Origin of the sequence: Solimonas sp. K1W22B-7 (genome assembly GCF_003428335.1) — a bacterium.
In the GTDB taxonomy this organism is placed as follows: domain Bacteria; phylum Pseudomonadota; class Gammaproteobacteria; order Nevskiales; family Nevskiaceae; genus Solimonas_A.
This window is the reverse complement of the sequence record NZ_CP031704.1, coordinates 2,933,265-2,946,599: the sequence shown is the minus strand read 5'-3', so window position 1 is coordinate 2,946,599 and position 13,335 is coordinate 2,933,265. Positions and strand designations below refer to the sequence as shown.

Sequence of the window (13,335 nt, the reverse complement as noted above, 5' to 3'; positions counted from 1 at the left end):
TTTATTTTGATTAAACCGAGATCGAGAGAATGAAAGTTCTAGTCAGCGTCAAACGCGTGGTGGACTATAACGTCCGCATCCAGGTCAAGTCCGATGGTTCGGGCGTGGTCACGGACGGCGTCAAGTTCAGCATGAATCCCTTCGACGAAATCGCGATGGAAGAAGCGGTCCGTCTGCGCGAGAAGGGCAAGGTCACCGAGATCGTCGCCGTGACGATCGGCGGCGCCAAGAACGAAGAGACCCTGCGCTCCGCGCTGGCCTTCGGCGCCGACCGCGCGATCCACATCAAGGAAGAGGGCGAAGTGCAGCCGCTGACGGCCGCCAAGGCCTTCGCCGCCGCGCTGAAGAAGGAAGGCGCCCAGCTGTTCCTGTGCGGCAAGCAGGCGATCGACGACGACGCCAACCAGACCGGCCAGATGGTCGCCTCGCTGCTCGACATCGCCCAGGCCACCTTTGCCTCCAAGGTCGAAGTGGACGGCGCCAAGGCGCAGATCACCCGTGAAATCGATGCCGGCCTGGAAACGCTGGAAGTCGACCTGCCGGCTGTGGTCAGCGTCGACCTGCGCCTCAACGAGCCGCGCTACCTGAAGCTGCCGGACATCATGAAGGCGAAGAAGAAGCCGATCGAAACCGTCTCGCTGGGCGACCTGGGTGTCACCCTCGAAGCCGGCTCCAAGACCGTCAAGGTGTCGCCGCCGCCGGCGCGTGCCAAGGGCGTCATGGTCAAGACGGTGGATGAACTGGTTGCTGCACTCAAGGCAAAGGGGCTGGTGTAATGAGCAAGATTCTCGTCATTGCCGAACATTCCGACGGCAAGCTGAATGCCGGCGTCGCCAAGGCTGTCGCCGCCGCGCAGAAGATCGGTGGCGAAATCGCCATCGCCGTGCTGGCCGCTGACGGCGCCGCCGTAGGCAGCCAGGCCGCCAAGCTGGATGGCGTCGCCAAGGTCGTGGTGGTCAACAACGCCGCCAACGTCTACCCGATCGCCGCCATCCTGGCGCCGCAGATCGCCGAGCTGGCCGCGGGTTACACCCACGTGCTGTTCCCCGGCACCACCTTCGGCAAGGACCTCGCCCCGCGCGTGGCCGCCAAGCTGAACGTGCAGCAGGTCAGCGACATCATGGCCGTGCACGCGCCGAACAAGTTCGATCGCCCGATCTACGCCGGCAATGCCATCACCACGGTGGAAGCCGCGGCCGGCACGGTCGTCGCTACGGTGCGCCAGGCTTCGTTCACCGCGGTCGGTGAGAGCGGTTCCGCCGCCGTCGAGACCGTTTCGGTCAGCGCCGCGCTGCCGTCGCACACCCGCTTCGTCAAGATCGAGGCGCAGAAGTCCGCCCGTCCGGACCTGCAGGCCGCCAGCCGCGTCGTTTCCGGTGGCCGCGCGCTCGGCTCCTCCGAGAACTTCAAGGTCATCTACGACTTCGCCGACAAGATCGGCGCCGGCGTCGGTGCCTCGCGCGCCGCGGTGGACTCGGGCTACGTGCCGAACGACATGCAGGTCGGCCAGACCGGCAAGATCATCGCGCCGGAGCTGTACTTCGCCATCGGCATCTCGGGTGCCATCCAGCATCTGGCCGGCATCAAGGACGCCCGCACCATCGTCGCCATCAACAAGGATCCGGAGGCCCCGATCTTCGAGGTGGCCGACATCGGCCTCGTCGGCGACCTGTTCACGGTGGTCCCGGAGCTGTCGGGCAAGCTGTAAGAAACACCACGCTGTACAGATCAAGGCCGGGATATCCCGGCCTTGATCGTTTCCGGAGGATGAAAAGATGGGTTACCAATCCGTATTCCGTTCCGACCTGTTTGCCGGCCAGACCATCGTCGTCACCGGCGGCGGTTCGGGCATCGGTCGCTGCACCGCACACGAGCTGGCCGCTCTGGGCGCGCACGTGGTCATCGCCGGCCGCAAGCTGGAGAAGCTGGAGAAGACCGCCGCCGAGATCGCCGAGGACGGCGGCCAGGCGTCGATGCAGGCCTTCGACATCCGCGACGAGGACGCCGTGAAGGAGGCCGTGAAGGCGATCCTGGCCGCACGCGGTGCGATCCACGGCCTGGTCAACAATGCCGGCGGCCAGTATCCGGCGCCGCTCGCCAGCATCGGCAAGAAGGGCTGGGAGGCGGTCGTGGCCAACAACCTCACCGGCGGCTTCCTGGTGGCGCGCGAGGTCTACAACCAGTGGATGAAGAAGAATGGCGGTGCCATCGTCAACATGCTGGCGGACATGTGGGGCGGCATGCCCAACATGGGGCATAGCGGCGCCGCGCGCGCCGGCATGCTGAGCTTCACCGAGACGGCGGCGATGGAGTGGGCGTCTTCCGGGGTGCGCGTCAATGCCGTGGCGCCGGGCTTCGTCGCTTCCAGCGGCATGGATCACTACGATCCGGCGTTCCAGGCCGAGATCATCCCCAAGCTCGGGGGCGAGGTGCCGATGCAGCGCATGGCCGAGGAGGCCGAGGTCAGCTCGGCGATCGTCTGGCTGCTGTCCGAGGGTGCGGCCTATGTCACCGGCAACTGCATCAAGATCGACGGCGGCGGCAGCCTCAACAAGAAGGTTTTTGCGCTGCTGCCGCACAAGAATGCCAGGCCCTATGTCGGCTTCCACCGTGCCTTCAAGCCCAAGGCTGTGAAGGAATAAGGCTTTTCCGGTTTCCAGGGCCGCCTGCGGGCGGCCTTTTTTGTGCCTGACGGCGGCAGATGTCGAGTAATATGGAAATAATAATTGTTGATGAAAACCTATCAAGTACAGGGATAAACTCCCAGAAACGCAGCGATTTATCGAGAGATCGGAAATGCCTGTTATCGAGTCAAAGCTAGACACCGGCAGTGCCCAGTTCCAGCAGAACCGCGAAGGCCTGCTGAAGATGATCGCGGAATGGCGCACGGTGGAAGAAAAGGGCCGCAAGGAAGAGGAGTCCAAGCGCGAGCGCTACCACAAGCGCGGCCAGATCCTGCCGCGCGAACGCGTGCACCTGATGCTGGACCGGGGTTCGCCCTGGCTGGAACTGTCGACCCTGGCCGGCTACAAGCAGCATGACGACAAGGACGGCTCGCTGGCGGGCGGCAACACCATCATCGGCATCGGCTACGTCTCCGGCACCCGCTGCCTGGTCTCCGCCTCCAACTCCGCCATCAAGGGCGGCACCATGACGCCCTGGGGCGTGCAGAAGGGCCTGCGCGTGCAGGAGATCGCCCTGCAGCAGAAGCTGCCCACGGTCTCGATGATCGAGTCCGGCGGCGCCAACCTGATGTACCAGGCCGACCTGTTCATTCCCGGTGGCCGCACTTTCGCCAACCAGGCGCGCCTGTCCGCCGCCGGCATCCCGCAGATCGCCATCGTCCACGGCTCCTCGACCGCCGGCGGCGCCTACATGCCCGGCCTGTCCGACTACGTGGTGATGGTGCGCAAGCACGCCAAGGTGTTCCTGGCTGGCCCGCCGCTGCTGAAAGCCGCCACCGGCGAGATTGCCGAGGAAGAGGCCCTGGGCGGCGCCGAGATGCACTGCGCGGTGGCCGGCACCGCCGAGTTCATCGCCGAGAGCGATGCCGACGGCATCCGCATCGCGCGCGAGATCGTGCGCAACCTCAACTGGAACGCCTCGCGGCCGAGGCTGGAGCTGCTGCCGCTGCGCGCGCCGCTGTACGACGTCGAGGAACTCTGCGGCGTGGTGTCGCCCGACTACCGCAAGCCCTTCGACTGCCGCGAGGTGATCGCGCGCCTGGTCGACGGTTCCGAGTTCCTGGAGTTCAAGGGCGAGTACGACCAGCAGACCATCTGCGGCCGCGCCGTGCTGCACGGCCACCAGATCGGCATCATCTCCAACAACGGTCCCATCACCACCAAGGGCGCCGCCAAGGCCGGCCAGTTCATCCAGCTGTGCTGCCAAGCCAACGTGCCGATCGTGTACCTGATGAACACCACCGGCTACATGGTGGGCACCGAGAGCGAGCAGGGTGGCATCGTCAAGCACGGCTCCAAGATGATCCAGGCGGTGGCCAATGCCACGGTGCCGCAGATCACCATCGTCATGGGCGGCAGCTTCGGTGCCGGCAACTACGGCATGTGCGGCCGCGGCTTCGGCCCGCACTTCATCTTCGCCTGGCCCAACTCCCGCACCTCGGTGATGGGCGGCGAGCAGGCCGCCGGCGTGATGGAGATCATCACGCGCGAGAAGTGGCAGAAGGAAGGCAAGCAGATGTCGGAGACCGACGAGAAGATGCTCGGCGCGATCCGCCAGAACATCATCAACCAGTTCGACAAGGAATCGCACGCCTTCGCCGCCACCGCGCGCCTGTTCGACGACGGCCTGATCGATCCGCGCGACACGCGCAAGGTGCTGGGCCTGTGCCTGTCGGTGTGTCGTGAAGGCAAGGCGCGCGAGTTGTTTCCGAACAGCTATGGCGTGGCGCGGTTCTGAGGGAGACGATCATGCAACTGCCCGAATGCAAGAGCCTGCTGCTGAATCTCGAAGGCGGCGTGCTGCACATGACCTTCAACCGGCCGGAGTCGCGCAACGCGATGACGCCGGAACTGCTGGGCGAGATCGGTGCCGTGTTCGAGGCGATCCGCGAGTCCGCGGTACGTGCGGTGGTGTTGCGCGGCGCCGGCGGCCACTTCTGCGCCGGTGCGGACCTCAAGGGGATGATGGCCGGCGGCATGAAGCCCCCGGCGCCCGGCGAGGTCGATCCCATCGTCGGCATGAACCGTTCCTTCGGCGTGATGCTGCGCCAGGTCAGCGCGGCACCGCAGGTGGTGATCGCGGTCTGCGAGGGTGCGGTGCTGGGCGGCGGTTTCGGCCTGGCCTGTGTCTCGGACATCGCCTTTGCCCATGCGGAAGCGAAGTTCGGCATGCCGGAGACCACGCGCGGCTTGCCGCCGGCGCAGATCGCGCCTTTCGTGGTGGAACGCATCGGCCTGACCCAGGCGCGCCGCCTGTGCCTCACGGGCGCGCAGTTCCGTGGCGCCGAGGCATTGCGCCTGGGCTTGGTGCACGAGGGCTTTGCCAGCGAGGAAGAACTGCAGGGCAGGCTGCGCGACACGCTGGCGCAGGTGATGAACTGCGCGCCGCGCGCCAATGCGCTGACCAAGCAGATCCTGCTCAACGTCGGCAAGCTCGAGATGGATGCGGTGCTCGATGACGCGGCCCAGAAGTTCGCCGCCTGCGTGCGCGGGCCGGAAGCGCCGGAAGGGATCGCGGCATTCATGCAGAAGAGACAGCCCGCCTGGGCGAAGCAATAGAACGAATCCAGAGATAGACATCATGGCTCGATTCACCAAGGTCCTTGTCGCCAACCGTGGCGAAATCGCCGTCCGCGTGATCCGCGGCGCCAGGCAGCTGGGTTACCGCACCGTCGCGGTCTACAGCGATGCCGACCGCGACGCGATGCATGTGCTGGAGGCCGACGAGGCCGTGCGCATCGGGCCGGCGCCGGTGAAGGAGTCGTATCTCGTCATCGATCACATCATCGCCGCGGCGAAGCAGAGCGGCGCCGAGGCGATCCATCCCGGCTACGGCTTCCTGTCCGAGCGCGAGGACTTTGCGCAGGCGGTGCAGGACGCCGGCCTGGTCTTCATCGGCCCCGATCCGCATTCGATCGAGGCGATGGGCAACAAGTCTGCTTCCAAGATCCGCATGCTCGCCGCCCAGGTGCCCTGCGTGCCGGGCTACCAGGGTGAGGACCAGGCCGACGAGCTGCTGGTGGCCGAGTCGAAGATGATCGGCCTGCCGGTGATGGTCAAGGCGGCCGCCGGCGGCGGCGGCCGCGGCATGCGCCTGGTGCACGAGGCATCCGAACTGCTGGCCAGCATCCAGTCGGCACGTTCCGAGGCCGCCAATGCCTTCGGCAACGGCCAGCTGCTGATCGAGAAGGCGGTGGTCGATGCACGCCACGTCGAGATCCAGGTGTTCGGTGACCGCTACGGCAATGTCGTTTACCTGGGCGAGCGCGACTGCTCGGTGCAGCGGCGCAACCAGAAGGTGGTGGAGGAAGCGCTGTCGCCGGCGGTGAACGAGGCGCTGCGCCGCCGCATGGGCGAGGCGGCGGTGGCGGCGGCCAAGGCGGTGAACTACGTCGGTGCCGGCACCGTCGAGTTCATGCTGGCCCGCGATGGCCAGTTCTATTTCCTGGAAATGAACACGCGCCTGCAGGTGGAGCATCCGGTGACCGAACTGGTCTTCGGGCTCGACCTGGTGGAGTGGCAGCTGCGCGTGGCGCAGGGCGAGAAGCTGCCGCTGTCGCAGGAGGAAATCCTGCAGCGCCTGCGCGGCTGGGCCATCGAGGTGCGTCTCTGTGCCGAGGATCCGCAACAGAACTACTTGCCGCAGACCGGCAGGGTGCTGAGCTGGCGCGCCCCCCAGGGCAGCGGCGTGCGCGTGGATACCTACCTGCGCGACGGCCAGGTGATCAGTCCGTTCTACGATTCGATGCAGGCCAAGATCATCGCCTGGGGCGAGGACCGCGAGACCGCGCGCCAGCGCCTGCTCAAGGCCCTGCGGGACACGACGCTGCTGGGCGTGGTCAACAACCGCGACTATCTGGTCGACATCATCTCGCACGAGGCCTTCGCCTCCGGTGATTTCAGCACGGCTTTCATCGGCCAGTATTTCCCTGCCGAGGCCGTGGCGGCGCGCAAGCCGACGCCGCACCAGGTGGCGCTGGCAGCGGTGGCGCTGTACATGGATGACGCCTTGCGCCTGTCGCGCGAGCAGGGTCTGGCGCCCGAGTTCATCGGCTGGCACAGCTCGCACGAGGCCCCTGCCGACTACCGGCTGAAGTGGCGCGAGCAGGAGTACCGGCTGGACGTGCTGGTGCACGACGGCCACGTCTTCACGATCACGCAGGGCGGCGAGAAGCGGGTGATCGACGTCAGCCGCAACTTGGAGCAGGAGTTCCACTATGTCTGCGACGGCGTGCAGGGCAAGGCGCGCACCGCCCACGATGGCGACAGCGTGTGGATCGATGCCGAGGGGGCCAGCTACCGCTACAGCGACGTCACGCTGGCTCCGGCACAGGCCGCCGCGGCCGGCTCCGACGGCCGCCTGCTGGCGCATTCCGACGGCAAGCTGGTGGCGGTGCACGTCAAGCCCGGCGATCGCGTCGAGAAGGGCCAGACCCTGGCGGTGCTGGAGGCGATGAAGATGGAGTTCCAGCTGCAGTTGCCGGTGGCGGGGACCGTGGAGTCGGTCAGCGTGACGGCGGGGCAGCAGGTGAAGAACCGGCAGGTGCTGGTGGTGGTAAAGCTGCGAACAGCGTAGATGTGATGGCCCGGTCGCGGACTGACTCAATGTCAGTCCGCGATAAGCCATCACACCCATGCCCTGAGGCATGGGGATCTTAGCGTCGTGAGTCAGCGCGACGTGTCGACGGACAAGGCCCGCCATGCGGGCCTTATTCTTTGCACTCCGATGCATCCCTGAACCGTTCATGCCGAGTAGCCGCGGAGCGTGCGTATCGAGGCACGGCGCGCCCCTCGATACACCGCTGCGCGGCACTCGGGGTGAGCGGTCCCGGTTGGATGGCCCATAAAAACCCCGCCGGATCGCTCCGGCGGGGTTTTGAGTTACAGCGCTTGTTGCTTACTCGAGGACCTTCAGTTCCACGCGACGGTTGTTCTCGCGGCCTTCCTCGGTCTCGTTGGTGTCGATCGGGCGGGTTTCGCCGTAGCCGACCGGGTTCATGCGGCGGGCTTCGGTACCGCGACCGGACAGGTAGGTCTTCACCGAGTTGGCGCGACGCTCCGACAGGCCCAGGTTGTAATTGTCCGAACCGATCGCGTCGGTGTGACCTTCCAGGTCGACCTTGATCGTCGGGTAGGCCTTCAGCGTCTCGGCCACCTCGTTGAGGATCAGCTTGGCGGGCTCGGTCAGGCGGTCCGAATCGAACTCGAACTTGACGCCGCGCAGGATGAAGTTCTTGTCCAGCGCGCAGCCATTGGCGTCGACCGCTTCACCCGGACGCGGCGTACGGCAATCGCCGGTCAGCGCGCAGCCGTTGGGCAGGACCTTGGCACCCGGCGGAGTGCGCGGGCACTCGTCGAGGTAGTCGGGGATGCCGTCGCCGTCGGAATCCAGCGGGCAGCCGTCCGGACCCACGGCCACGCCCTTCGGCGTCTCCGGGCACTTGTCCATGAAGTCGGGGATGCCGTCACCGTCGGCGTCGGCCGCCGGGCAGCCGTCCGGACCCACGATGGTGCCCTTGGGCGTGTTGGGGCACTTGTCGTAGGCGTCGGGGATGCCGTCGCCGTCGCTGTCGATCGGGCAACCGTCCGGGCCCACCTGCACGCCGCGCGGCGTGTTGGGGCACTTGTCGAGGTTGTTCGGCACGCCGTCGCCGTCGGCATCGGCCGGGCAGCCGTCCGGACCGACCACCGTACCCTTGGGCGTACCCGGGCACTTGTCGAGGTAGTCGGGCACACCGTCCTGGTCGAGGTCGGTCGGGCAACCGTCGGAGTACACCGCTACGCCCGGCGGCGTGTTGGGGCACTTGTCGAGGTAGTCGGGCACACCGTCTCCATCGGAGTCGCCCGGCTTCTTGCCGAGCGCAATGCGCAGGCCGGCGAAGGCCTGCCAGGTGTAGTAACTCTCATCGGGCAGCGTGCCCTGCTCCTGCACCTCGTCCTGCTGGTAGCGGGCCTCAAGCTTGAGCATCGTCAGGTCGCCGAGGCGCTGCAGGAAGCCGAGGCTGCCGTAAGGGCCCCAGGCGCCGGTGCGCTCGCCCAGGAACTCCACGGTGGAGAAGTGCACGCCGCCGGCGATATAGGGCTGGAAGTCCCAGGACGAGTCGTGGAAAGGCTTGCCGATGAAGGCTTCCAGACCGGCGCGGCCGCTGATGCGCTCGTAGTCGCCCGCATTGGTGGTCTCCAGGTTGCTGTAGTCGCCACCCAGCTCCAGCACGATGCGGTTGGTCAGCGGCTTGGTGGCCAGGCCGCCGGCGGTGATGCCGTAGTCGAGATCCGACTTGTCGGATATCACGGCACCGACATAGGGCCATAGCGACCAGCGGTCATCCTGCACTTCGATCACGGCAGGGGTGGCCGGGGCAGTGGCCACCGGTGCGGGCGGCGCGGCGGCGGCCGGAGCCGCCGTCTGGGCCAGGGCGAGGGCGGGGAACAGCCCCAGCAGGGTTACGCACAGCATGCGCATGCGATTCATTGTTGTTCTTCCCTGGGCTTAATTACGGGGCAGGAAACGGAAAGGGGAACGTCGGGACCTCGGGGACGCAAAGCTGCGCGTCGCCGATCGCCGCCGGATTGGCCGTCAGGATCGCGGTCAGCAGGGTGTCCACACCGCACAGCACCGGTGCATAGATGGTGTTGTCGAGCAGCGCCACCAGGTCGCCCAGCGGAGTCGCGAACAACTGGCTGGTCAGCGGGTCCGAAAGTGCCGTCAGCAGTTGGGTGACGATGGTATCGACCGGGATCGGACCCTCGTTGCCCGGCTCCTGGCCGCCGGCCAGCGACTGCAGGATCGGGTTGACGATCTCCGTTACCGCGCTCAGCACCTGGGTGACCACGCCGTTGCCGCCGTTGGGCGAGGAGCCGAGCTGGAAGACCGCTTCCAGCGCCGCGCACAGCTGGGTGGCGTCCTCATCGTTGGAGGATCCCAGGATCACGTCGTTGGTCACCGGCAGCACCAGCACGGTCATGCCATCGACGTCGTTGTTCGCCGGGAAGGCAGGGTTGTGGTAGTCGGCCGTGATGCAGCTGAAGCCGATGCGCAGGTTGCCCGCGCCCACCACCACGCCGTTCTCGCCGGGACGGCGATCGCCCAGGGCATAGCGCAGTGCCGGGGTGAGGTCGTCGCCGACCAGGCCGGACGGACCGTTGCCGATCGGCAGCGCCGGCAGGGTCGTGACGCAGGCCGCGCCATTCCAGTAGCCGTTGCTCTGGGTCCAGACGATGCGGTTGGCATCCGGGTTGGCTTCGGTCACGCCGTCATCGTTGGTGACGTCGCGGTAGACGTCGCCGTCGATGAAGGTGTCGCAGTTGCCGGTAGTGGCGTTGACGTCGGCCGGCTTGCAGAAGCGGGCGCCGGCGAACAGGCGCTGCCGCCCCTGCAGCTTCGAGCTGTCGGTCAGGCCGCCGACCAGGTCGGTGGCGCCGACGCAGGCGAACTTGCTCGGCGCGCCCGGGTTGGCGAGGCTCTTGGCCGACACCGCGACGCTGTTGGCGCCCAGCACTTCGTTGAGGCGCACGGTCAACGCGATCGGCGCCGCAGCGACGGTCGAGCCGCCGATAGTGGCGCTACCCGTGAGGTTGCTGTCGCCCGGCGCGACGCCGGTGACCAGGCCGCGGCCCGGCGGCACCGTGTTGGTGACGGTGCCCACCGAGGTGGCCGACGAGGCAAAGCTGCTGCCGGCGCTGTTGGTGAGGTTGCACTCCTGGCCGCTGTCGAAGCGGGCACGCAGGCGCAGCTGGCGCTGCTGGCCGACCGTCAGGGACAGCGGCGCGGTGGTGCAGGCGCCGGTGTCGGCGCGGCAGCCTTCGAAGCCGTCGCTGCCGCTGATCGCTTCAAGGCAGAGGCCATTGGCCAGGATCGTGCCCGGGCGCACCGTCAGCGTGGCGTTGTCGGTCAGCGGACCGGCGCCGCAGGTGTTGCCGGTGTAGGAACCGGTCACGGTGACGTTGGTCTGCGTGGCCAGTTGCGCATCGGTGCTGGCGGTGGCATTGCCCGCGCCGGCCGGGAAGCTGGCGACGTCGGCGTTGCTCGACGAGAAGGTCGTGCTGGCGGTGACGTTGCCGAAGGTGTTGTTGCTGAAGCGGGCGGTCGAGACGTAGGTCTGGCTTTGGCCGGCAATCACGGTGGCAGTCGCCGGAGTGACGTCGATGCTCTGGATGCAGGCGCCGGACACCTGGATCTGCGTGGTCGGGGTCAGGGTGCCGACGTTGGCGGTGACCGTGGCCGTACCGGCGCCGGTGGCGGTGAACACGCCGGCGTTGGTGATGCTGCCGACGGTGTTCGGCGAAGCCGACCAAGTCGCGTCGGGGCACTGGCGCGTCTGCGGCGTGGTGGAGCCGGGGACGGTGTAGGTGCAGTTGCTGACCACGCACTGCGCGGTCTGGCCGACGTTGAGCGTATTCGGGTTGCAGGAGACGTTGGCGCTGACCAGGGTGGCGGCGACGATGCGCACCTCGGTGGTGTCGCGGACGCCGTCGATGGTGCCGGTGACCGTGGCGGTACCGGCGCCGGTGCCGGTGAGCAGCCCGGTGCCGTTGATCGTGGCGACCGAGCCCGGGCTGGCCGACCAGGTTACGGCCGGGCAGGCGATGGTGACTTCACGGGTGCCACCGCTGGACAGGTACTCGCGGTAGCGGCAGCTGTTCGTGTCGGCGCTGCACTGCGAGGTCTGGCCGATCTCCAGCGGGCCAGCGGGAACGCAGGACACGCTGAAGCCCAGAAGCTCGGGGAATGGCAGGTCGGGGCTGCGGGCACCGCCGCCGCTGCAGGCTGCAAGCACCAGCGCGATCAGCGCCAGTACGTTGCGGGAATAGAAGAAGCGCAGCTGTCTCATGCGAAAGTCCCCAAGGCTGAAAAGTCGACTACTTGTTTTGCGGTGCTTATGACAGACCGTACGCCTGCACGTCAAGGCGGAAAACCCAAGAATATCAAGCAGCGAGCGTGCCATCACCCCCCCAGGGGGTGGTCCCGTAGGAAACGGATTGCAGTTCGCCTGTTTCCCGGACAAGAAAAAACCCTGCCGGGGTCGCCTCCGGCAGGGTTTTCAGTATCGCGCTGGCTGCCTACTCCAGGACCTTCAGCTCGACGCGACGGTTCTCTTCGCGGCCGGCCTCGGTGTCGTTGGTGTCGATCGGGCGGGTTTCGCCGTAGCCGACCGGGTTCATGCGCTTGACCACGATGCCGCGGCCCGCCAGGTAGGTCTTGACCGAGTTGGCACGGCGCTCGGACAGGCCCAGGTTGTAGTTGTCCGAACCCACGGAGTCGGTGTGGCCTTCCAGATCCACGCTGATGTTCGGATAGGCCTTCAGGGTCTCGCCGACTTCGTTGAGGATCAGCTTGGCGGGCTCGGTCAGGCGGTCCGAATCGAACTCGAACTTGACGCCGCGCAGGATGAAGTTCTTGTCCAGCGCGCAGCCATTGGCGTCGACCGCTTCACCCGGACGCGGCGTACGGCAATCGCCGGTCAGCGCGCAGCCGTTGGGCAGGACCTTGGCGCCAGGCGGAGTGCGCGGGCACTCGTCGAGGTAGTCGGGGATGCCGTCGCCGTCGGAATCCAGCGGGCAGCCGTCCGGACCCACGGCGATACCCTTCGGGGTCCCCGGGCACTTGTCCATGAAGTCGGGTACGCCGTCGCCGTCGGCATCGGTGGCCGGGCAGCCGTCCGGACCCACGATGGTGCCCTTGGGCGTGTTGGGGCACTTGTCGTAGGCATCGGGGATGCCGTCGCCGTCGCTGTCGATCGGGCAGCCGTCCGGGCCCACCATCACGCCGCGCGCCGTATTGGGGCACTTGTCGAGTTCGTCGGGCACGCCGTCGCCGTCGGAGTCGGCCGGGCAGCCGGAGGCGTTGACCACCGTGCCCTTGGGGGTGCCGGGGCACTTGTCGAGGTAATCGGGCACGCCGTCACCGTCGAGGTCGGTCGGGCAGCCGTCGGAGTACACCGCCACGCCCTTGGGCGTGTTGGGGCACTTGTCGAGGTTGTCGGGCACGCCGTCGCCGTCGGAGTCGTTGGGGTCGGCACCGAACTTGTAGCGGAAGCCCAGGCCCACGTCCCAGACGTAGAAGCTGTCCTCCTGGACGATGCCTTCCTCGCTGATGAAGTCGAGGTTGTAGCGCGCCTGCAGGCGCAGGTCCCACCAGGGCGACATCTGGAACATCGAGCCCAGGCCCAGGCCGACGCCGGCGCCGGTCAGGTCTTCGCCGAGGAAGTCGATCTTGTGGGCGTTGACGCTGCCGATCAGGAAGGGACGGATGCTGGACTTGTCGGTGGTGAAGTACTGCAGCAGGTTGGCGCCTGCCGTGATGCGCTTGTAGTCGTTCTCCGCCGGCAGGCCGGAAACGGTCAGGCTGCTGTAGCTGCCTTCCAGTTCGAAGCCCAGGTAGCGGTTCAGCGCGCGGCCGATGCTGACGGAGCCGGCGATGCCGCTGTCCATGTCGTCCTGGTCGGCGAAGACGCCGCCGATCGACGGCGACACATACCAGCGCTGGTCGTACTTGCCGCTGTCCTGGGCGGAAACCGCGGCGGTCCAGAGCAGACCTGCGGCGGCCAACCATGCAAATTTCGACATTCTTGAATCTCCCATCCCTGAAAGAGCTGCTGCGGACGCGACTGTACCTTGCCGACGATACCCGAGACGAATTTTCTTGACGACG

Annotated in this window: 9 protein-coding genes; 6 read left to right on the top strand and 3 right to left on the bottom strand. The window is 66.9% G+C overall.

Going from position 1 to position 13,335, the window contains the following annotated elements; genetic code table 11:
• Positions 1-29 precede the first annotated feature (29 nt).
• The 6 genes from D0B54_RS13410 to D0B54_RS13385 all read left to right on the top strand — a co-directional run bounded on the left by D0B54_RS13410 (position 30) and on the right by D0B54_RS13385 (position 7,260).
• On the top strand, positions 30-776 hold the full coding sequence (locus tag D0B54_RS13410) for an electron transfer flavoprotein subunit beta/FixA family protein (RefSeq protein ID WP_117291816.1): 747 nt from the start codon (positions 30-32) through the stop codon (positions 774-776).
• On the top strand, positions 776-1,708 hold the full coding sequence (locus D0B54_RS13405; RefSeq protein ID WP_117291815.1) for an electron transfer flavoprotein subunit alpha/FixB family protein: 933 nt from the start codon (positions 776-778) through the stop codon (positions 1,706-1,708). Before D0B54_RS13410 ends, D0B54_RS13405 begins: the two co-directional genes overlap by 1 nt.
• Before the next feature lie 67 nt (positions 1,709-1,775).
• Entirely contained in the window at positions 1,776-2,642 is an 867-nt protein-coding gene (locus D0B54_RS13400) for an SDR family oxidoreductase (protein ID WP_117291814.1), read from the top strand.
• 154 nt (positions 2,643-2,796) lie between these two features.
• Positions 2,797-4,422 (top strand): acyl-CoA carboxylase subunit beta, encoded by a 1,626-nt coding sequence (locus D0B54_RS13395; protein WP_117291813.1) that lies wholly within the window; start codon positions 2,797-2,799, stop codon positions 4,420-4,422.
• An 8-nt stretch (positions 4,423-4,430) separates the two neighbouring features.
• Positions 4,431-5,243 (top strand): enoyl-CoA hydratase/isomerase family protein, encoded by an 813-nt coding sequence (locus D0B54_RS13390; protein ID WP_117291812.1) that lies wholly within the window; start codon positions 4,431-4,433, stop codon positions 5,241-5,243.
• A 22-nt stretch (positions 5,244-5,265) separates the two neighbouring features.
• On the top strand, positions 5,266-7,260 hold the full coding sequence (locus D0B54_RS13385; protein ID WP_117291811.1) for an acetyl/propionyl/methylcrotonyl-CoA carboxylase subunit alpha: 1,995 nt from the start codon (positions 5,266-5,268) through the stop codon (positions 7,258-7,260).
• Positions 7,261-7,581: 321 nt separating this feature from the next.
• Here D0B54_RS13385 and D0B54_RS13380 read toward each other — a convergent pair whose 3' ends face one another.
• The 3 genes from D0B54_RS13380 to D0B54_RS13370 all read right to left on the bottom strand — a co-directional run bounded on the left by D0B54_RS13380 (position 7,582) and on the right by D0B54_RS13370 (position 13,250).
• Positions 7,582-9,156 carry an OmpA family protein gene (locus D0B54_RS13380; RefSeq protein ID WP_240433426.1) on the bottom strand — a complete coding sequence of 525 codons (1,575 nt, stop codon included), beginning with the start codon at positions 9,154-9,156 and terminating at the stop codon, positions 7,582-7,584.
• A gap of 22 nt (positions 9,157-9,178) precedes the next feature.
• The gene (locus tag D0B54_RS25080; protein WP_162932406.1) at positions 9,179-11,515 is read right to left on the bottom strand and encodes an Ig-like domain-containing protein; all 2,337 of its coding nucleotides are present in this window, start codon (positions 11,513-11,515) and stop codon (positions 9,179-9,181) included.
• 229 nt (positions 11,516-11,744) lie between these two features.
• Positions 11,745-13,250, bottom strand: a complete 1,506-nt coding sequence (locus D0B54_RS13370; RefSeq protein ID WP_117291809.1) for an OmpA family protein — start codon at positions 13,248-13,250, stop codon at positions 11,745-11,747.
• Between the last annotated feature and the right edge of the window lie 85 nt (positions 13,251-13,335).

Excerpts from the sequence above, each read along its gene's own strand:
- D0B54_RS13410 (WP_117291816.1), top strand. The coding sequence starts at position 30 with ATGAAAGTTCTAGTCAGCGTCAAACGCGTGGTGGACTATAACGTCCGC.
- D0B54_RS13405 (WP_117291815.1), top strand. The coding sequence starts at position 776 with ATGAGCAAGATTCTCGTCATTGCCGAACATTCCGACGGCAAGCTGAAT.
- D0B54_RS13400 (WP_117291814.1), top strand. The coding sequence starts at position 1,776 with ATGGGTTACCAATCCGTATTCCGTTCCGACCTGTTTGCCGGCCAGACC.
- D0B54_RS13395 (WP_117291813.1), top strand. The coding sequence starts at position 2,797 with ATGCCTGTTATCGAGTCAAAGCTAGACACCGGCAGTGCCCAGTTCCAG.
- D0B54_RS13385 (WP_117291811.1), top strand. The coding sequence starts at position 5,266 with ATGGCTCGATTCACCAAGGTCCTTGTCGCCAACCGTGGCGAAATCGCC.
- D0B54_RS13380 (WP_240433426.1), bottom strand. The coding sequence starts at position 9,156 with ATGAATCGCATGCGCATGCTGTGCGTAACCCTGCTGGGGCTGTTCCCC.
- D0B54_RS25080 (WP_162932406.1), bottom strand. The coding sequence starts at position 11,515 with ATGAGACAGCTGCGCTTCTTCTATTCCCGCAACGTACTGGCGCTGATC.
- D0B54_RS13370 (WP_117291809.1), bottom strand. The coding sequence starts at position 13,250 with ATGTCGAAATTTGCATGGTTGGCCGCCGCAGGTCTGCTCTGGACCGCC.